Annotated in this window: 19 protein-coding genes; 8 read left to right on the forward strand and 11 right to left on the reverse strand. The window is 70.9% G+C overall.

Features of this window, described 5'->3' with window-relative positions; translation table 11 throughout:
- The first annotated feature begins 46 nt into the window (after positions 1-46).
- Complete coding sequence (locus KFLA_RS24730) at positions 47-1,675, forward strand: hypothetical protein (protein WP_012922560.1); 1,629 nt, start codon at positions 47-49, stop codon at positions 1,673-1,675.
- Positions 1,676-1,851: 176 nt separating this feature from the next.
- Positions 1,852-3,249: an AI-2E family transporter gene (locus KFLA_RS24735; RefSeq protein WP_148256728.1), complete on the forward strand. Its 1,398-nt coding sequence runs from the start codon at positions 1,852-1,854 to the stop codon at positions 3,247-3,249.
- A 25-nt stretch (positions 3,250-3,274) separates the two neighbouring features.
- On the opposite strand, the gene KFLA_RS24740 is transcribed toward KFLA_RS24735, so the two are convergent.
- From KFLA_RS24740 to KFLA_RS24760, 5 genes are all read right to left on the reverse strand, one after another.
- A complete protein-coding gene (locus KFLA_RS24740; protein WP_012922562.1) occupies positions 3,275-3,967 on the reverse strand; it encodes a PIG-L deacetylase family protein in 693 nt (230 codons plus the stop codon).
- Positions 3,968-4,041: 74 nt separating this feature from the next.
- Positions 4,042-4,806 carry an alpha/beta fold hydrolase gene (locus KFLA_RS24745; protein WP_012922563.1) on the reverse strand — a complete coding sequence of 255 codons (765 nt, stop codon included), beginning with the start codon at positions 4,804-4,806 and terminating at the stop codon, positions 4,042-4,044.
- A gap of 79 nt (positions 4,807-4,885) precedes the next feature.
- Positions 4,886-5,185: a hypothetical protein gene (locus tag KFLA_RS24750; RefSeq protein ID WP_012922564.1), complete on the reverse strand. Its 300-nt coding sequence runs from the start codon at positions 5,183-5,185 to the stop codon at positions 4,886-4,888.
- A gap of 93 nt (positions 5,186-5,278) precedes the next feature.
- Positions 5,279-6,670 (reverse strand): M28 family peptidase, encoded by a 1,392-nt coding sequence (locus KFLA_RS24755; RefSeq protein ID WP_012922565.1) that lies wholly within the window; start codon positions 6,668-6,670, stop codon positions 5,279-5,281.
- A gap of 63 nt (positions 6,671-6,733) precedes the next feature.
- Complete coding sequence (locus KFLA_RS24760) at positions 6,734-7,798, reverse strand: fatty acid desaturase family protein (RefSeq protein ID WP_012922566.1); 1,065 nt, start codon at positions 7,796-7,798, stop codon at positions 6,734-6,736.
- Positions 7,799-8,051: 253 nt separating this feature from the next.
- Between KFLA_RS24760 and KFLA_RS24765 the strand changes: the two genes are divergently transcribed.
- The 4 genes from KFLA_RS24765 (at position 8,052) to KFLA_RS24780 (ending at position 11,350) form a co-directional block, all read left to right on the forward strand.
- Positions 8,052-9,353, forward strand: coding sequence for a sensor histidine kinase (locus tag KFLA_RS24765; RefSeq protein ID WP_012922567.1), 1,302 nt, complete (start codon positions 8,052-8,054; stop codon positions 9,351-9,353).
- Positions 9,305-9,952 (forward strand): response regulator, encoded by a 648-nt coding sequence (locus tag KFLA_RS24770; protein ID WP_012922568.1) that lies wholly within the window; start codon positions 9,305-9,307, stop codon positions 9,950-9,952. Before KFLA_RS24765 ends, KFLA_RS24770 begins: the two co-directional genes overlap by 49 nt.
- A gap of 94 nt (positions 9,953-10,046) precedes the next feature.
- The gene (locus tag KFLA_RS24775; RefSeq protein ID WP_012922569.1) at positions 10,047-10,463 is read left to right on the forward strand and encodes a YciI family protein; all 417 of its coding nucleotides are present in this window, start codon (positions 10,047-10,049) and stop codon (positions 10,461-10,463) included.
- Positions 10,464-10,540: 77 nt separating this feature from the next.
- A complete protein-coding gene (locus KFLA_RS24780; protein WP_012922570.1) occupies positions 10,541-11,350 on the forward strand; it encodes a glycosyltransferase family 2 protein in 810 nt (269 codons plus the stop codon).
- Between the two features lie 2 nt (positions 11,351-11,352).
- Here KFLA_RS24780 and KFLA_RS24785 read toward each other — a convergent pair whose 3' ends face one another.
- The 4 genes from KFLA_RS24785 to KFLA_RS24800 form a co-directional block, all read right to left on the reverse strand.
- Complete coding sequence (locus tag KFLA_RS24785) at positions 11,353-12,096, reverse strand: amino acid ABC transporter ATP-binding protein (protein WP_012922571.1); 744 nt, start codon at positions 12,094-12,096, stop codon at positions 11,353-11,355.
- Positions 12,093-12,944 carry an amino acid ABC transporter permease gene (locus KFLA_RS24790; protein WP_041289469.1) on the reverse strand — a complete coding sequence of 284 codons (852 nt, stop codon included), beginning with the start codon at positions 12,942-12,944 and terminating at the stop codon, positions 12,093-12,095. Before KFLA_RS24790 ends, KFLA_RS24785 begins: the two co-directional genes overlap by 4 nt.
- A 61-nt stretch (positions 12,945-13,005) precedes the next feature.
- Entirely contained in the window at positions 13,006-13,863 is an 858-nt protein-coding gene (locus KFLA_RS24795; protein WP_012922573.1) for an ABC transporter substrate-binding protein, read from the reverse strand.
- A 28-nt stretch (positions 13,864-13,891) separates the two neighbouring features.
- Positions 13,892-14,677 (reverse strand): helix-turn-helix domain-containing protein, encoded by a 786-nt coding sequence (locus KFLA_RS24800; protein ID WP_012922574.1) that lies wholly within the window; start codon positions 14,675-14,677, stop codon positions 13,892-13,894.
- A 103-nt stretch (positions 14,678-14,780) separates the two neighbouring features.
- Here KFLA_RS24800 and KFLA_RS24805 point away from each other — a divergent pair, with 103 nt between their 5' ends.
- Complete coding sequence (locus KFLA_RS24805) at positions 14,781-15,569, forward strand: phytanoyl-CoA dioxygenase family protein (protein WP_012922575.1); 789 nt, start codon at positions 14,781-14,783, stop codon at positions 15,567-15,569.
- Between the two features lie 106 nt (positions 15,570-15,675).
- On the opposite strand, the gene KFLA_RS24810 is transcribed toward KFLA_RS24805, so the two are convergent.
- The gene (locus tag KFLA_RS24810) at positions 15,676-16,974 is read right to left on the reverse strand and encodes a hypothetical protein (protein ID WP_012922576.1); all 1,299 of its coding nucleotides are present in this window, start codon (positions 16,972-16,974) and stop codon (positions 15,676-15,678) included.
- A 56-nt stretch (positions 16,975-17,030) separates the two neighbouring features.
- The gene (locus KFLA_RS35920) at positions 17,031-18,089 is read right to left on the reverse strand and encodes an aminoglycoside phosphotransferase/kinase family protein (RefSeq protein WP_148256730.1); all 1,059 of its coding nucleotides are present in this window, start codon (positions 18,087-18,089) and stop codon (positions 17,031-17,033) included.
- 239 nt (positions 18,090-18,328) lie between these two features.
- Between KFLA_RS35920 and KFLA_RS24820 the strand changes: the two genes are divergently transcribed.
- On the forward strand, positions 18,329-19,276 hold the full coding sequence (locus KFLA_RS24820) for a phosphotransferase (protein ID WP_012922578.1): 948 nt from the start codon (positions 18,329-18,331) through the stop codon (positions 19,274-19,276).
- Positions 19,277-19,593 lie beyond the last annotated feature (317 nt).

Consider the following 19,593-nt stretch of genomic DNA (forward strand, 5'->3'; position numbering starts at 1 on the left):
CTTACGCTGGGAGATTCATCCGAGCCGCCAGAAGGGACACTCAGGGATGGCTGACGAGTCGAGCCTGCCGTTCTTCGACCGTACGGCGACCGCTGCCGGGGGCTTCCCCGTCGCGCGCCGGGGGTACGACAAACACGCCGTGGACGACTACGTCCGCGCGCTGGAGGCGCAGCTCGCCGAGTCGCGGAGCAAGGTGGAGGAGCTGCAGACCGGCGCGGCACCGTTGCAGCGGCAGCTGGACGAGGCCAAGCGGCAGCTCGAGGCCAGCGCGAACCCCTCGTACGCCGGGCTGGGTGACCGGGCCGCGCAAATCCTGCGGCTCGCCCAGGACCAGGCGCAGGAGGCGCTCGAGGAGGCCCGCCGGGAGGCCGAGGAGCTGCGGGTGACCGCGGCGAAGGAAGCCGCCGCGGCCCGGGCGGCCGGCGAGCGGGAGGCGGAGGACATCCGCACCGTCGCGCTGAACGAGTCGGACAGCCTGCGGCGCACCGCCGAGGGCGACGCGGCCGAGATCCGCCGGACGGCGGAGACCGAGGCCGCCGAGGTGCTGGCGGCCGCGCGGCGCAAGGCCGAGCAGCTGCAGCTGACCGCGGAGTCCCAGTCGAGCACCCTGAAGAACGGCGCGCTGCACGAGGCGGAGAAGATCCGCACCGCGATCCAGCGCGAGTCGGCCGCGCTGCGCGCCCGGCTGGCCGACGAGCGGGAGCAGCAGGCGAAGGAGCTGGCCGACAAGCACGCCCAGATCGCCGCCGACACCGAGAACCTGACCACCCAGATGCAGGAGGCCGCGGAGGCGTCCGAGCGGCGGGTCGCCGAGGCGACCGAGCAGGCGCGCAAGATCCGGGCCGAGGCCGAGGAGTCGGCCGAGCGGACCCTGACCCGGGCCCGGCGCGAGGCCGAGCAGGTGCTGTCGGCCGCACGGACCCGCGCCGAGGCCGAGCTGGCCAGCTCCGCCGACGAGGCCGAGCGGTCGCGCACGCTGATCGCCCGGGAGACCGAGCGGCTGGCCAAGCGCCGCGACGGCATCCTGGCCCAGATCGCCGGGCTGAACGACATCGCCAGCAACATCGCCCGGCAGGCCGCCGAGCTCGACTCGGAGACCGCGGCGCCGGCGTACAGCCCGTTCGCGCGGCCGGCCGAGGCGAACCCGTTCGCGGCCGGGACCGACGCGCCGCGCGGCTACCAGCCGCCTGGCGCGTACGCCGCTCCGGCGATGGCCGCCGGCGGCACGGCGGAGCAGACGCAGGCCTTCCCGGCGTACGACGCGCCGGCCGGAGCGACGGCGGCACCGGCGCACACTGGAGCTACCGCGCCGACCGGTGCGGCCCCGGCGCAGACCGGCACCCCGGCGCAGACCGGCGCTACGGCGGCGACCGGGTCGGCGGGCGACGGGGCGTCCGGAGTGTTCACCGGCCGCAGCCCGTTCGCGGGCGACGACGCGGGTGCGCCCCGAGCCGACGACACCCGGATCGACACGGCTCTGCCGGCGGACCGGAACCAGCTCGACCACGCCACCGGTGAACAGCACGCCGACGCAGACCACCCGAAGGACGTGACCCAGGTCGACGAGTTCCGGCTCGAGGACCTGGCGAACCAGCGGACCGAGGTCAACGAGCGCCCGTTCGCCTCCTCGGCGAAGGACGGCGAGAGCGACCGATCCCCGAAGGACCAGAAGTGACGCCAGCCGGCGACAACAACTCCACAGACCGACCCGACCCCGAGCCGCAGGCTGACTCACGGCCCGACAGCACTGACGCGCGGCCGGACACCGGCGCAACGGCGGACGCCGGGACGGCGCACGCCGGAGACGCACGTGCTGCGGGCGAAGCGTCCGTACCAGGTGCGGGCGGCGAGGTGGCCGGGGACGACCGGGCGCGGCTGGCGGCGGTGGAGGCTGCGGCTCGGGAGGCGAAGGGGGCGGCTGAGGAGGCCGAGGCCGCGGCCGCGGAGGCGGAAGGGTCCTCGGTGAAGGCTGACGAGTCGGCGGACGAGGCCGAAGTCGCCGCCCACGAGGCGAACAGCTCGGCCGGCAACGCGGAGACCGCGGCCGACCAGGCACTGGTCTCCGCCAGTCGGGCGGTCGCCTCGGCGAGTCGCGCCAGGTCGTCGGCGGTGCAGGCAGAAGTGGCCGCCGACCGGTCGGACCGCGACGACAACGTCGCCGGCCAGCTCCTGATGGACGAGCGCCACCCCGACGACGGCATGGGCCGGCCCGGTCCGCCGATCCGCCGGTCGAACCCGTTCGTGTTCGGCTTCTTCGCCGCGCTCGGCGTACTGGTCGCCTGGGGGCTGTGGAACGCGCTCGGCCAGGCCCGGTCGGTGCTCATCCTGCTGGTCGTCTCGTTGTTCATCGCGGTCGGCCTGAACCCGCTGGTCGAGTGGTTCATGCGCCGCGGGCTCAACCGCGGCCTGTCGGTCGGCGTGGTGTTCCTGCTGATGATCCTCGCGGTCGCCGGCGTCGGCTTCGCGATCGTGCCGGTGGTGACCGACCAGATCAACGGCCTGATCAGGAACGCCCCGGAATGGCTCGACCTGCTGACCAAGTCCAGGACGCTGAACGAGCTGAACGAGCGCTACCAGTTCATCCAGAAGGCCCAGGACTACGTCCAGGACCCGGCCCTGGCGCAGCGGGCGTTCGGCGGCATTCTCGGTGTCGGCAAGGTGGTCGCGAACGCGCTGTTCTCCGGCTTCACCATCCTGATCCTGACCCTGTACTTCCTGGCCTCGCTGCCGTCGGTGAAGCGCGCGGCGTACAGCCTGGTGCCGGCCAGTCGGCGGACCCGGGTCTCGATCCTCGGCGACGAGGTGCTCGGCCGGGTCGGCGGCTACGTCAGCGGCCAGTTCCTGGTGGCCCTGTGCGCCGGGGTCGTCATGTTCGTGTTCCTGCAGATCGTCGGCCTGCGCGACTACGCCGTGGCGCTGGCGATCGTGGTCATGTTCACCGCGTTCATCCCGATGGTCGGTGGCCTGATCGGCGTCGTGCTGGTCGCCGCGATCGGCTTCACCGACGGGCTCTGGGTCGGTATCGCCTGCCTGGCGTACGGCGTGATCTACCAGCAGGTCGAGAACTACGTGGTCGCACCGCGAATCATGCGCCGGGCGGTCGACATCCCCGGTGCGGTCACGGTGATCGCGGCGCTGCTCGGCGGTGCGCTGCTCGGCGTCGTCGGCGCGCTGCTGGCGATCCCGACCGCGGCCGCGATCCTGCTGATCGTGCGCGAGGTCTGGGTCCGCAAGGCCGACGCCTCCTGACGGCGGCCGGCCGGCGGCGACGCCGTCACGGCCCGGAGAGTTTGGTGATCTCCGGACCGCTGAGATCGGTGACCGCGCAGGCCCGGGGGTAGCCGGCCTGGCAGCCGCGCATCGTCATCAGCGCGGTGTAGTAGTCGATGTGCCGGAACCCGTCGGTCTCGCCGCGGGCGAAGGCCTGGTGCCGGATCGCGCCCACCCAGCGGTAGAACGCCTCGTCCGGGATCGGCACGTACGCCGTGGGCACGAAGTCGCGCAGGTCCTCGGCGTGCTCGGCGTGCAGCAGGGTCCGGACGGCGTGCCGCGGCAGTTCGTGCTCCATCGGCAGGTCGGCCAGGTAGCGCGCCCGCTCGGTGAGCCGCGCGGCGTGCTCGTGGTCGCGCTGGCTGCTGTGCCGCCAGTGCGTGATCACCAGGTCCGGCTGCTTCTCGCGGATGATCGTGGCCAGTTCGAGCGCCACCTCGTCGGTGTCCGGCAGGAAGCCCTCGCTGTGCCCGAGCACCATGAAGTCGGCACCGATCGCGCTCGCGAACGCCTCACCCTCGGCGACCTTCTGCCGCTCGTACTCCGCCGGCGACAGCCGCGGGTGCCCGCGCTCCCCCGGCGTCAGCGCGACGATCGTGGCGTTCGCGCCTTCTCCGACGAGCTTGGCCAGCGTCGGACCGGCCGCCAGGTCCATGTCCCCGATGTGGCCGCCGACGGCCAGGACGGATCTGTTCACCGGCACCTCCCGTGCGTCTGGGTAGAAATTTACCTAACCAGTACACAGCAGGTCAATCAGTCACAGTCCAGCGGTCAGGCCAGGAACGGCGTGACCACGGCGAGGAAGTCGTCCAGCCGCTCGGCGTGCACCCAGTGCCCGGCCTCGGCGACCACCTCGTACCGGACCTGCGGGAAGTAGCCCTGGATCAGGGCCTGGTGGTCCTGCTGCACGTAGTCCGACTTGCCGCCGTACACGAACAGCGTCGGTCCGGCGTACGAGCCGGTGACGTCCTCCGGCCAGGCCGACAGCTGCGGGATCGCCGCCTCGATGACGTCGAGGTTGGGCCGCCAGCGAGCGCCGGCCTCGTCCAGGACCAGGTTCTGGAGCAGGAACGCCCGCGTTCCCGGCGACGGCACGGCGTCGACCAACTGCTCGTCCACCTGCGCCCGGCGCTGGACGGCCGACAGGTCGGCGGTGCGCATCGCCCGGGCGTACTTCTCGAACTGCGGCGGGTACGAAACCGGCGCCGCGTCCACGACGACCAGCCGCTCGACCACCTCGGGATGGGTGAGCGCGGTCAGCATCGCGGCCTTGCCGCCCATCGAGTGCCCGACCAGCGCGACCGGACCGACGCCGAGGCCCTCGACCGTCTCCCGGACGTCGTCGGCCAGCTCCGGGTAGCTCATCGTCGGCACGTGCGGCGAGGTGCCGTGGTTGCGCAGGTCGAACGCGAACACGCGGTGCGCCGAGGCCAGCCGGCGAGCGGCTGTCATCCAGTTCCGGCCGGAACCGAACAGGCCGTGCATCACCACGACCGGCGTACCGCTCTCGCCGTACGACGTGACGGGCAGCTTCATGCGACACCTTCCTTCGCAAATGGGTGGGGTCTTCGCGATGGGTGCGGTCTTCGCGACCACCTCGGCAGATCGGGCCATGTCAGCGTCGGCGCTGCCAGCAGGCGGTGTGCCAGTGCCGGCGCTCGTCCAGCGACTGGGCGCCGCCGATCGCCGCCAGCAGGCTCGGGCTCTCCGGCCAGACCACCACGTGCGGGGTGCTCGGCAGGATCTGCTGGTCGCAGCCGGGGCACCGGTAGGCCTTGGCCGACGCGCTGCCGCTGATCCGCCGGACGATCCAGTCGCCGTCCAGCCGGCTCTGCCGCTCCTGGGTACCACCGAGCAACGGCCGGTCGCTGACCGGCCGTTGGTGCTTGGAGGGCTTGCGCCGCCGAGGTGACATGTCCCCCCGAGCCTATCCGGCGGGGCACGCCGCAACGCCGACGCCCTGGCGGCCGGTCCGAGCCGGCCCGCCAGGGCGTCGTGAGCGCGGGGATCAGGCGCGCCGGGCCACGGAGTACGCGGCGGTGCCGATCAGTTCCATCGACACCTGGAGACGCTCCAGGCTGATGTTCTTGTCGATCGTGTCCTCCGGCGAGTGGTACGGCGGCTCGAGCAGCGCCGGCGACGCCTCGCCGCGCCAGGAGAAGTTCGCGGCGGCGATGCCGACCTCCTGGAACGACTGGTGGTCGCTGGCCCCGCGGGTCACCGGCCCGACCATCTGCGGCTCGTAGCCCAGTCGCTGCCCGGACGCCCGCACGGCGTCCGTCGCGGTGTTCGCCAGTCCGGTGAACGACAGCAGCCAGTAGACGATCGCCGGGTCCCAGCTGGTCGCGACCATGTCGTTCTGGAACACGGCCCGGTACCGGTCGCGCTGGTCCTGCGCGAGCTGCGCCACGTGGTAGCGCGACCCGATCAGGCCCTGCTCCTCCGAACCCCACAACGCGAACCGCAGCGTCGCCTCGGTCGGCAGCTTCGCCAGCACCCGGGCCAGCTCCAGCGTCAGCACCGTGCCGGAGCCGTCGTCGTTCGCCCCGGGCGCGCCGATCACGGTGTCGTAGTGGCCGCTCACCATCACGATCGGCGAGTTGCTGCCCCGGCCGCGGCGTTCGCCGATCACGTTGTTCGAGATCAGGCCGCGGTGCGCGGTCGTGGTGATCGACAGCGGCAGCGAGGTGGTCACCGCCAGCGCCTCGCGCAGCAGCCGCTTCTGCACCTGCGCGACCCCGATCACCGGGATCGGCGCGTCGGTGAGCCCGCTCGGCGAGAACGCGGACGCCCGCCGCGGGAAGACCAGGTCGGCCGGCAGCAGGATGACCGCGACCGCACCGCGCGCCGCCGCCTCGGCGACGAACGCGGGCCGGGCGGCCGCGGTGTCGTCGGCCAGCACGACAGCGCCGGCCACGTCGGCCGGCCAGACCGGCGCGGTCGCCGGGCCGACGTCGCGGACCGGGCCCTGCACGGTCACGTTGAGCTTGCCGCCCGGAGCGGCGCCGGCCTGCCAGCAGATGTCGTTCGGCAGCAGGTTGCGCACGTCGCCGATCTCGGCGGTGAACTTGTCGGCGACCGGGAACGGCTCGAGCCGGGTCCGGTAGCCGAACCGGTCCAGCTGCCCGGCGAGGTAGTCGGCCGCGCGCTTCTCGCTGACCGTGCCGCCGATCCGCGGGCCGATCTTCTCCGACAGCACCCGGAGGTGCTCCAGGGCCCGCTCCGAGGAGATGCCCTTCACGATCTGACGGTCGTACTTGTCCAGCGCCGGCGGGCGGATCGCGCCCGGACGCTGGTCGTCCGCCGCCCAGGCGGGTAGAGCGGGCAGGGCGGTGGCGGCGGTCACGCCGGCGACGGCTCCGAGTAGGCCGCGACGGCTCAAACCGGACGATTCGGTCATGCAGGTTCTCCTCACAGATCAGCCCCGAGAGCAGGACCGTAACCGAATTCGCCCTGAACCGCCTCAGCTCGCGGAATTTTTCTCCTTCGCCTGGTCGGCGCGCAGCTCGCTGCCGACCTCGTGCAGGTGCCCCAGTCCCATCCGGTACGACTCGACCAGCCCGGTGCTCAGGTACGGCATCCCGATCTGGGCGCAGTAGGCCTGCACCATCGGCTGGGCGAAGCGCAGGTTGGCCCGCGGCATGCTCGGGAACAGGTGGTGCTCGATCTGGTAGTTCAGGCCGCCCATCATCCAGTCGGTGACCAGGCTGCCGTTGACGTTGCGCGAGGTCAGCACCTGCTTCTCCAGGTGACCCCAGTCGCTGTCGTCGTCGGGCATCTCCATGCCCTTGTGGTTGGGCGCGAACACGCTGCCCAGGTGCAGCCCGAACAGCGCGTGATGCAGCGCGGCGAAGGCGATCGCCTTGCCCGGCGACATGATCAGGAACAGCGCGGTGAAGTACAGCGCCAGGTGCGCGGCCATCAGCAGCAGCTCGACGCGGGCGTCGTGCCGGCGGCGACGGCCGACCAGGAACAGTGCGCTCGACACCTTCAGGTTGATGCCCTCGAGGGTGAGCAGCGGGAAGAAGATCTTCGCCTGGTGCCGGCTCAGCCAGCCGTACAGGCCGGTCCGGCCCTCGGCCTGCTCCAGCGTCCAGACCAGGACGCCCTCGCCGACGTCCGGGTCCTTGTCGGTGTGGTTCGGGTTCGCGTGGTGCCGGTTGTGCTTGTCGTTCCACCAGCCGTAGCTCATGCCGCAGAGCAGGTTGCCGTGCAGCAGCCCGATCAGGTCGTGCACCTTGCGCGAGCTGCCGATCTGCTGGTGACCCGCGTCGTGCCCGAAAAACGCCGCGCGAGTGGTCAGCACGGCCAGCGGCACCGCGAGCAGCAGTTGCAGCCACGAGTTGCCCAGCAGCACGATGCCCGCCCAGGTCGCGGCGATCAGGGCGATGTTCACGCCGATCGCGATCACGTACGACGCGGTCCGGCGTTCCAGCAGGCCGGCCTGCTTGACCTGCCGGAGCAGCGGGGCGAAGTCGCTGCCGCGTTTCGTCCGCGGAGTGGGGGCAAGCGCAACGGGCTGAGCCATTTGGACCTCATCTCGTGTGGGGGGAGGCCTAGGCGAACAGCCACGGCCAGCGTATGTCATCAACTCTGTTGGCTCCGGTGCCCGGACGCATGAGTGATAACCCCTGGATCGAGTGGGACCCAGCACCCGGCCGGAGGTGGGCCTAGCACCACTGAGTCGGACCCGGCGCTCGGTCATCATGGTGATTGCGAGGCCGTCGGCCGCGCACGGACCGGACCGCCACGGACCGGCCGCACCACCCGGGAGACACACGATGACGACCGTCCAGACCACCGGCCAGGCGCCGCCGCTGCGGTTCCCGCGGCTCGCGCAGCCCTTCGTCGCGCTCGGGCTGGCCGTTCTCGCCGAGATCGGGATCGCGTTCTTCGTGCTGAACGTGGTCGCCGTCCCGCTGATCGCGGTCTGGGTCGGCATCCCGCTGCTGCTGGTCTTCGTGCCCTGCGTGCGCTGGTTCGCGAACTGCCACCGCACGATGCTGTCGGCGTTCCTCGGAACGCCGATCCAGCGGCCGTACCGCAAGCCGCCGATGCCCGGCGTGCTGATGTGGCTGCGGACCACGCTGGCCGACCCTGCCACCTGGCGCGACATCGCCTGGCTGCTGGTGAACGCCGTGCTCGGCTTCACGCTGAACCTGGTGTCGGCGGTCCTGTTCCTCGCGTCGGTCTTCTACCTGATCTACCCGTTCCTGGTGTGGGTGACCCCGGACGGCGTGTTCGACCGGCCGTTCGGCGGGCTGTTCCAGCTGAACCCGCTCACCGCGTTCGCGATGGTGCCGCTGGGGCTGGTCGCGTTCCTGATCTGGTCGGCGTCCGGTGAGCGGCTGCTGCGGGCGAACGCGACGCTGGCGAAGTCGCTGCTCGGCCCGACCGAGAGCGCGAAACTGGCCATCCGGGTGCGGGAGCTTGCCGAGTCCCGCGCCGAGACCGTCGACACCCAGGCGGCCGAGCTGCGCCGGATCGAGCGGGACCTGCACGACGGGGCGCAGGCCCGGCTGGCCGCGCTCAGCATGAGCCTCGGGATGGCCGAGGAGATGGTGGCCCGTGACCCCGAGCAGGCCGCCGCGCTGCTCACCGAGGCCCGGCTGTCCGCCAGTACGGCGCTGTCGGAACTGCGTGACCTGGTCCGCGGCATCCACCCGCCGGTGCTGGCCGACCGGGGACTGGACGGAGCGATCAACGCGCTCGCACTGACCCTGCCGTTCAAGGTCGACGTCACGTACGACGTACCGGGGCGGCCGCCGGCGCCGGTCGAGTCGGCCGCGTACTTCGCGGTCGCCGAGGCGCTGGCCAACGCGGTCAAGTACTCGGCCGCGACGACCGCCTGGATCCAGGTCACCCACGAGCAGGAGCGGCTGCACCTCCTGGTCGGCGACGACGGGGTCGGCGGCGCGACCGTGACACCCGGCGGCGGTCTGTACGGGATCCAGCGGCGACTGGCCGCCTTCGACGGTACGTTGACCGTGGTCAGCCCGACCGGCGGGCCGACCACCGTGATCATGGAGTTGCCTTGCGAGTCGTCATCGCTGAAGATCACGCCCTCCTCCGGGACGGCCTGATCCGGCTGCTGGAAGCCCACGACTTCCAGGTGGTGGAAGCCGTCGACAACGGTCCCCGGCTGGTCCCGGCGCTCGTCGAGCACCGGCCGGACGTGGCCGTCGTCGACGTCCGGCTGCCCCCGACCTTCACCGACGAGGGCCTGAAGGCCGCGATCGAGGCCCGCCGCCAGGTCCCCGGCCTGCCGATCCTGGTGCTCTCCCAGTACGTCGAGCAGCTGTACGCCCGGGAACTGCTCACCGGTGGTGGGGGCGCGCTCGGCTACCTGCTCAAGGACCGGGTCTCGAACGTCGCCGACTTCCTCGACTCGGTCCGCCGCGTCGCCGCCGGCGGCACCGCGATGGACCCCGACGTGATCACCCAACTGCTCGCCCGCAGCACCCGCGACTCCCCCATCAGCCGCCTGACTCCCCGCGAGGCCGAGGTGCTCGGTCTGATGGCCGAAGGCCGATCCAACGCCGCCATCGCCGCCGCCCTCTTCGTCACCGAGAAGGCGGTCAGCAAGCACACCAACAACATCTTCGCCAAGCTCGACCTGCCACCCTCCGAGGACGACAACCGCCGAGTGATGGCCGTGCTCACCTACCTGTCGTCCCGCTGAAAAAAGTTCGGCGGTGGATGTCGAGGACGTCCCGCCGGCCTCGTCTCCCGGGTGAGAGCAACACTTCGGGTGTTTCGAACGGATGGAGACTGTGATGACGAAGTTCCTGCTGATCGTGGATTACAACAGTGGCGTGATCGAGACCCCGATGGACGAGTGGTCGCCGGAGGACGTGAAGGCGCACATGGACTACTACATCCGGCTCAACGACGAGCTGCGGCAGTCCGGGGAGCTGGTCGGCGGCGAGTCGCTGACCGGGCCTGAGCTGGCGAAGTCGGTGACGTCGGACGGGATCTCCGCGCCGGTCGTCACGGACGGGCCGTTCCTGGAGTCGAAGGAGCTGCTGGCCGGCTTCCAGGTGATCGACGTGGAGTCGGAGGAACGCGCCATCGAGATCGCCGCCCTCGTCTCCGCGGTCCCCGGCCCCGGTGGTGTCCCTTCGCAGCAGCCGATCGGCGTCCGGCGCGTGATGGACGAGGCCGACTTCCAGGAGCTCAACCCCCTGGGCTGAGCACAGCGCGACGTACTACGTCCGTCGTCGCCGCTGCAGCTCGCGGGTGAACCTTTCGATGGAGAGACTGGGCGGCCGTGCCGACCCTGAGCTTGATCACCGCAGTCCATCCGCTGGGCGCCGATTTCCTGGCCGAAACCATCGCGCAGGTCACCGAGCAGAAGTTGCCGGCCGACTGGTCGGTGGAGTGGCTCGTGCAGGAGGACGGCACCGATCCGAGACTGCGGCGTCACTTCGACGGCGTACCGGCGGTCAGCTTCGAGGCGAACAACGGGCAGTACGGTCCCGCGCTGACCAGGAACATCGCACTGACGCGGGCCACCGGTGAGCTGACCGGCGTGCTCGATCAGGACGACGTCCTGCTGCCGGGGGCCCTGGCCCAGCTGATCGGCCATTTCGACGTCCCGCGGATCGTTTGGGCCGCGGGACAGGCCGACGACCTGCTGCCCGACGGCAGCCGGCGAGCGTACGAGTCGGCGTTGCCCGCCGGGGTCCTCGAACCAGGTGTCGTCAACGACTGGGCGGTCGAGCACGGCGGGGTGTGGCCGATCCAGTTCGCCGGCCTGATGGTCCGTACCCAAGCACTGCGCGCAGTCGGCGGCTGGGGCACCGGCCCCGGCCACGAGGACAACACCTTGTTCGTCGCACTCTCCGAGTACTGCGCCGGCTACAACGACCCTTCGGTGCTCTGGCTCTACCGCCAGCACGCCGCGCAAATGACCCAGCACAGTGGCCCCTACCGCCGCGGGGACGGCAAGGTGATGGCCCTTCAACGCCTGCACGCACTGCGCCACCCCACTGCGCCTCCGCTACGGCACGAGGACGTCAGCTTCCTGGAAGCCGCCCCGGGGCAGAAGTTCGCGTCCGGCTGGTGGCACAGCGGCTGAGCTCAGAGGCGGCCGGCGCTGATGATCCGGCGGAGGAACTCCTGGGTGCGGGGTTCGCGGGGTTCGCCGAGGACCTGGGACGGTGGGCCGATCTCGAGCGGGCGGCCGGCGTCCAGGAAGCAGACCTGGTCGGCGACGTCGCGGGCGAAGCTCATCTCGTGGGTGCAGATCAGCATCGTGATGCCCTCGGACTTCAGCGCGCGCAGCAGGTCCAGCACCTCGCCGACGAGCTCGGGGTCGAGCGCCGAGGTGACCTCGTCGAGCAGCATCAGCTTCGGCGAGTTCACCAACGCGCGGGCGATCGCCGCCCGCTGCTGCTGACCGCCCGACAGCTCGTCCGGCCGCGCCTTCGCCTTGTCGGCCAGGCCGACGCGGTCGAGCATCTCCAGTCCCCGCGCCCGCGCGACGTCCCGGCGGACGCCGTGCACCCGGATCGGCGCCAGCGTCACGTTGTCGAGCACGGACAGGTGCGGGAACAGGTTGTACGACTGGAACACGATGCCGATGCCGGACCGGATCCGGTCGGCGTTCACCCGGGGGTCGGTGATGTCGGCGCCGTCGAGCTCGATCACGCCGTCGTCCACGGTCTCCAGCAGGTTCACGCAACGCAGCAGCGTCGACTTGCCCGAGCCGGACGCGCCGATCAGCACGACACACTCGCCGGCCTCGACGTCCAGGTCGAAGCCGTCGAGCACCACGTTCGCGCCGTACGCCTTGCGCACGCCGCGGATCGACAACAGGCTCACACCGGACCACCTCCTCCGCCGTACCAGCCCTGCCGGCGGGCGACCCAGTCGGTCAACCGCGTCAGCGGGATGGTCAGCGCGACGAACAGCATTCCCGCCACGACGTACGGGGTGAAGTTGAAGTCCTCGGCCGTCTCCAGCTGCGCGGCGCGGATCGCGTCGATCACGCCGAGCACGGCGATCAGGCCGGAGTCCTTCTGCAGCGAGACGAAGTCGTTCAGCAGCGGGGGCAGCACGCGCCGGACCGCCTGCGGCAGGACGACGAAGCGCAGCGTCTGCCGGTGCGACAGCCCGAGCGATCGCGCCGCCGCGCGCTGCGACGGGTGGATGGACTCGATCCCGGCGCGGAACACCTCGGCGACGTACGACGAGTAGGTGAGCACGAGCGCCACGCCACCCCAGATCACCGCCTGGTTCGGCAGGCCGCGCAGCTGCAGCGCCGGGACGCCGAAGCCGAGCAGGAAGATCACCAGCAGCAGCGGCAGTCCGCGAAAGACGTCCGTGTACGCCGCGGCGAAGATCCGCAGCGGGAAGAAGATCGGGCCACGCAGCGTGCGCAGGATCGCCAGCGTCAGCCCGAGCACCACGATCAGCACCGCGCACACCAGCATCACCCGGATGTTGAGCCAGAGCCCTTGGGCGACGACCGGCAGCGCCTCCCAGCCGCGATCGACGTTGAAGAACGTCTCCCGGACCCGCGGCCAGCCCGGCGTCGAGCCGATCCCGACCACGAGCAGCGCGACCAGGACGAGCGTGCTGACGCCGGCGATCACGCCGGAGCGCACCGTCCGCCGGCGCCGGTACGCCAGCCGTTCCTGCTGCAGGGCCGACGGCTGCCAGTCGCTCACGAGGCGCCCGTCACGCCGGACCCGGGACACGCCGTGGCGTCGGGCGGCACAGAACAGGTGCTCACGACAGCTCCGGGGCGCCTTCCGCGGTCAGGTACTGCTGCTGCAGCTTCGCCAGCGTGCCGTCGGCCTTCAGCGCGTCGACGGCCTGCGAGACGCACGGGGTCAGCGGCGACCCCTTCTCCAGCACGAACCCGAACTGCTCGGCCTGCCCGCCGGCCGGCAGCTGCCCGACGATCTTGCCGTTGTCGAGCTGCGCCGCGGTCATGTAGAACCCGGTCGGCAGGTCGACCACGATGCCGTCGATCTGCTTGTTCTTCAGCGCCTGCACCGCGAGGTCGTTGGTGTCGAACACGGCCGGGGTCTGCTTCGGCTTGATCTGGTCGCGCAGCATCGTGTAGCTGGTCGTGCCGACCTGGGCGCCGAGCTTGGCGTCGGCCAGCTCGGCGACCTTCTTGGCGTTCGCGATCTTGCTGCCGGCCGTGGTGATCACCGTCTGCCGCACGTCGTAGTACCCGGAGGAGAAGTCGACCGCCTTGCGCCGGTCCTCCGAGATCGAGATCTGGTTCACGTCGAGGTCGAACTTCTTCGGCCCCGGCGCGAACGCGGCGTTGAACTGCACCGTCTGCCACTTCACCTCGCTCGCGGCGAAGCCGAGGTGCTCGGCGACCGCGTAGGTGACCGCCGACTCGTAACCCTTGCCGTTGCTCGGGTCGTCGTCGACGAACCAGGGCGCGTACGCCGGCTTGTCGGTGCCGACCGTGAACGTGCCCGGCACCTTGAGCGCCAGCTTCTCCTTGCTGCAGGCATCGGGTCCGGACGGGGTGGAGGACCCGGTGGGCTCGTCCTCCGGCGCGCACGCGCTCAGACCGACAGCGACGATCGTGGCCAGCACCGCCACGGCAGTACGAGGATTCATGGCAGCAGCGTAGAGCCCGGCACGGACATCAGTCGCCAGGTCTCGCCTTTTCGTCCCGCCGGTACGCCGTGGGGCTGATGCCGGTGTGGCGGCGGAAGCGGGTGGAGAAGTAGAGCGGGTCGGGGAAACCGGCCTCGGCGGCGACGGAGCTGATCGGGCGGGTGGTCAGCTCGAGCAGCCGGCGGGCGGCCTCGATCCGGCGACGCTCGACGAACTGCTGAGGCGTGACGCCGAGCTGCTCGCGGAACAGGTGCGCGAACCGCGACGGCGACAGGTTGGCCGCGCGAGCCAGCCGGGCGACGTCGAGGTCGGCCTTCAGGTCGCGGTCGATCAGCTCGATCACGCGCAGCAGGCGGTCGTCGATCGGAGTGGCCTTGGGGTTCTGGGTATCGGCCCAGAGCAGGGCGGCTTCCAGGGCGTTCAGACTGAGCAGCTCGCCCTGGGACAGCACGCTGGACTGGTGGCGGACTGCCGCGGCCAAGTTGTCGGCGATGCGCTGGGCGGCGTCCTCGCTGAGGTGAAGCTGCAGGATGCCCGGCGCAGCCTCGGGCCAGTCGAGCAGCGGCAGCCAGTCGGGCTTGGGGTGGAAGTGGGCGTAGCGGAAGTGCCAGCGCAGCAGTTCAGCCTCGACGCCGTAGTCCTGCAGCGTCCCCGGTCGGACCAGAGTGGCCGTGCTGGGCCCGGCGTACACGTCTCCGGCGAAAGTGCCGAAGCGGCCGCGGCCGCCGAGGGTGAGGAACAGCAACCAATCCGTGGTGCCACGCGCTCGGTACGTCGTGTAGCCGGGTCCCTCGTCGAGCTCGCCGGCCTGCAACCGGCGTACCTCCGGGGTGATCGCTTCTTCTCTAGCAGAATCTCGAAGGTTCACAGCTCAATAGGCTATCCACTCCGGCGGCGTCGGCGGTCACACTCGAAGCATGACGAGCACATTGGCCGAGATCTACCAGCGGGACGGCATCGTGCAGGTGCCGGGACTGATCAGCCCCGCGGAGATCGAGCAGATCACGTCCGCTTTCATGGCGCAGGTGGCGGTGGACCACTCGCTGGCGATCGACGACGGCGTGCCGTCCGACGACCCGCTGGCCCGCTATCCGCGGTTCGTGCACCCGCATCGCCGGACCGACGTAGAGGCCGGACGACTGTCGCTGGAGCTGATGTTCGACAGCCGGATCCTCGATGTCGTCTCCGCGTTGATCGGACCGGCGCTGGGCGCCCAGTCGATGTTCTACTTCAAGCCGCCGGGTGCCCGCGGGCAGGCGCTGCACCAGGACAACACGTTCCTGCGGGCTGATCCGGAGACCTGCTTGGCTGCCTGGATCGCGGTCGACGACGTGGACGCGGAGAACGGCGGGCTGGCGGTCGTGCCGGGTTCCCATCGGACCGAGCTGGTCTGCCCCGAGCCGGCCGATCTGAGCGAGTCGTTCACCGCGGTCGAGGTGCCGGTTCCGGCCGGGATGCAGAAGGTGCAGACCCGAATGTCGGCCGGTGACGTCCTGTTCTTCCACGGCAGCGTGGTGCACGGCTCGCGCCCGAACACCTCCGTGAACCGCTTCCGGCGTTCGCTGATCTTCCACTACGTGCCGGAAGCAAGCACCGAGATCGCCGCCTTCTACGACCCGCTGGTCCGGCCGGACCGGCGAACGACGTCCATTCCGGCGGCTGTCGGCGGCGGCCCCTGCGGCGACTACGCCACGGCGGAGCCCTGAGCGGACTGGGGCTGGGCGGCGGCCGGCGCCGATAGCGCTTGAGGTCACGGCTGACGCGGTGTGCGGGCTCAGTGGTGACCGATCAAGCCAGCGGTGGTTTTCGGCGTCAGGGGTGGGTGGGGTTGGGTTTGGAGGTGAGGGCGCAGAGGGTGGCGGTGGCGGCCAGCACGGCGACGGCGATCAGCAGCGAGCCGAGTGATCTGGATGGGGTGAAGGCTGTGCCGTTCGCGTGGGCCTCGGCGGCCGCGCCGGCCAGGCAGGTGGCGAGCGTCAAGCCGAGCAGGCCGGTCGACAAAGCGACCAGTCGCAGCATCCAGCTGCCCATCGAGTAGCTCCAGCCCGGGCCGGCGAACCGGAGTTGCGTGGCGGGCGCAGGCGCGGGTCTCGTTCCCCACTGGTCGTAGACGTGCCTCGGGACCAGCTCGTTGAGGCGGCCGATCGTCGCCAGCCCGCGGGCCAGCGTCTCTGCGTCCAGGGGTCCGTACTGATAAGCGACGAGCGCGTCACGATCGACCGCGAGCCCGATCGGGCGCCCGTCCAGCAACGCCTGCATGACGCGCGGCTGCAGCATCGCCGTCACGTACCGCGCGTCCTCGGCGAACACGTCGAACGACCGGTTGAACTCAGCACTCTCCAGCAGCAGATCCGACCGCGTCAGCCCACTGCCCGGTCGTACCTCCAACGCCGGCAACTCCCGCTCCAGCTGCCGCCCGACGAACACCGCGAGCCGCCGACGCCGGCAGACCACCCCATGCCACTCCAACCACCGCACCTCGAACGCAAGCCCCGCATCGGCCCGTACGACGTTCCGCACGACCCAGTTCCGCCCCACCGGCAATGGCAGGGGGTGTCCCGGCAGCCATCCCGCCGAAGACTGTGGCAGTGGCCGGCCATCCGACCGGAACCCACTCGGCAGCTCGGCACGGGCGGAGCCGGCCGGGGGCAGCCGCAGCAAGTCCCGCGGCAGCTCGCGGGAGATCTGCCAGCCGTTGATCCGAGCGACTTCAGCCAGCTCAACGGTGATTGCTCTCGGCCACGAATACCCCACCCACAGCACAGCGAGCACCAGCAGGACCAGCAACGGCGTCAGCGCGATGGCCGCGAACACGGCCCGCTCCCCCGCGTCGTACAGACTCCACACCGTCCGGGCCGCACAGGCGCAGATCGCGATGACGGCTGCCCACCGGGCGAGTTTGCTGGATCCCGCCGAGACTCCGGCCAGGACGAAGGCCGCCGGCAACGCCAGCAGGACAACCAGCACCATGGCCGAGGACCACCCCGGCCAGTCCGCGCCGACAACCTCCGGCATCAGGATCAACCCGAGCCCGGTCACCACGAGGATGAGCGGGAAGAAGACCGCCGCCAGGCCCCGCCCGACTTCCGACCGCAGCGACTGACTGGACACGCCCCGGAGTCTGACACGCAGATCAGGTCAGCCCGTTGCCGTCCGGACACCTGGGGTCAGGTGGGGGCGAAGAGGCGGGCGACTTCGGCGAGCCAGTGGTGTGGTGAGAGGGACCAGGCGGCGGCCTCGGTCTCGTCGGCGTGGACGAGGAGTCGGTGCCAGGAGATCAGTCGGTGGACGACGTGCAGCGGCTGGGCGACATCGAGCTCGGCACGGAGTAGGTCGAGTGGCGCCAGGTCTGTCCACTGCGTGAGGTAGGCGTCCTTGACCTCCTGCAGGCGTGCATCGTCCTCGGTCCACGAGCCCGGGTCGTCCGGGTCGACCAGTGCGGACTGCACACAGGACAACGTGACGAACGGATGGCCCCACAGCGCGTCACCGAAGTCGAAGAAGCGGAACGGCGCGGACGGGCTCGCACTGAAGACGTTGCGGGCGTGCAGGTCGTTCTGATCGAGCGCCAGCGGAATCGCCCCGGACAGCTTGGCGGTCCAGCTCGACAGGTTGTCCGCCGCCCGCCGTACGTCGTCGAGCGATCCGACCGCCAGCGGGTGGTCGGCGGCGAGCGCATCGAACCAGTCGGCGATGCCGTGCACCGTCTCCCCCAGCCCTTCCGGCTCAGCCGCGGTCAGCCCGCTCGCCAGCAACGCCGGCCCGGCCGGGATCGTGTCGCGCTGCAGTTCGGCGTACTCGGTGACGAGCCTGCGCCACAACGGCAACGGGTCCACGTCGGCGCCGGCGAGCTGCTCGTCGAGCGTCAGCCCTTGGTCGGCAGTCAGCATCCAGCCGCGGACCGGCTCGACAGCGAGCGGGGCGATCACGTGCTGCGGGAGTTCCCGCGCCATCACCCCCACCAGCGCGGCCTCGAACGCCTGACCCGGGTTGTTCTCCTTGAACCAGAACAACCCGTGATCGGTGGGGTAGCACCACACCGTCGCCCAGAAGCGGACCTTGTACGGCACCGGACCACCGGTGACGGCGATTGCCGCCCCGGCCAGCTCCGTCCGCACCCAGACGTCGACGGCCGCGAACCAGTCCGCGCCGGACCAGCGGCGAACCCACTGACCCTCAGCGTCCTTCTCCAGCGACCGGGGCGTCGGCGGCATTCGTCCTTCCACACCGCGGAGAGTAGGCGCCGCCCGGAAGCTCCGCACCTCCATTACCCGCAGCAGCGGCCGGGCCTGCTATCAGCACGAGGCGCAGGCACCGGCTTTGAGTTCGTGTGCGCCGGCAGGGCAGGCGTCCCGGCTGACAACCGTACCCGCCGTTCGGGATCTCGGCGGTGGTGAGCTCGACGGCCTTGGTGGTGCAAGAAATGCCGGTGCGTCGGGCGAACTGCCGGCTCTAGATTCGTGGGGTGATCGCGAACGAGGACGTTCTCTCCGAACTGGCGCAGCTTGGTGTGCCGGCCGGGCCGATGGTTCGGGTGCACGGCGGGTTCGCCAACCGGTTGTACCGGCTCGACACGGACCAGGGGTCGTTCGCGGTGAAGGAGTTGAACCTCGTCGACCGTCGCGGGACCTACCCTGTCGAGGACGTGTTCCGGTTCGAGCGGGCGGCCTTTGCTGCGGGCCTACCGATGCCGGAGCCGATCTGGGCCAGCCGGCAGTTGCTCGTTCACCGGTGGGTCGAGGGCGAGAAGGTGCCCGAAGAGCCGGTGCCGGCGGCGTACGCGTTCGAGGTCGGGGAGATCCTCGCGCGCCTCCACGCGCTCGATGTCGAGTGGAAGCACGGGTTGATCGAGGACCCGGCGCCAAGGGACTGGCCCGAACTCGCCGAGCGGGCGGCGGCGACCGGACAGCCGTGGGCCGGCGAACTGGGCGCCCACGTCGAGACGTTGCTCGCGATCACCCACTTCGTCGACACCTGCGAACGGCCGGGGCCGGTCGTGCTGACCCATCGGGACATCCAACCGTGGAATCTGCTCGCTCGAGGCGGCCGCCCGGTGGTGCTCGACTGGGAGCTCTCGGGCATGCTCGACCTGGCGGGTGAGCTCGGCTCGACCGCCCTGAGCCTCGCGAAAGGACCTGGCTTCGACGCCATCGAGCCTGCCGTCTTCCGCGCGGTCCTTGACGGCTATGTCGCAGGAGGCGGAGTGCTGCCACCGCCGGGGCCGAGCTGGTTCGTGTTCATGATCGGCGGCTGGCTGGGATTCACGCGGTGGAACATTCTCCGCTGCCTCGCCGAGGTCGAGGCGACCACCGGCCCCGACCTCGCGCTGTCGCACGCGTCCGTCCGCGGCGGCCTGCGCGGCCTGCCCGACCTCTTCGCCCGACTTCCGCAGCTCCAGGCGTTGCTCGGGTGACAGCGACGCACCGTCCACCGGCACGATGCCCCGCCGTCACCGAGGCCGGTGACGGCGGCAGTTCCGGCTAGTCGGGCTACGGCCCCTGATACGGCGGCTCCCCCTAGGCGGTCCCTGGTACGGCAGCTACCCCTCGGCCGCCCCTGGTACGGCAGCTACCCCTCGGCCGCCCCTGGTACGGCAGCTACCCCTCGGCCGCCCCTGGTACGGCAGCTACCCCTCGGCCGCCCCTGGTACGGCGGCTCCCCCTGCGGCGCCCCTGGTATGGCGGCTCCGCCCACGGCGGTCCCTGGGGCCCTTGCTGTGGCGGCTGTCGT

Source organism: Kribbella flavida DSM 17836, from assembly GCF_000024345.1.
In the GTDB taxonomy this organism is placed as follows: domain Bacteria; phylum Actinomycetota; class Actinomycetes; order Propionibacteriales; family Kribbellaceae; genus Kribbella; species Kribbella flavida.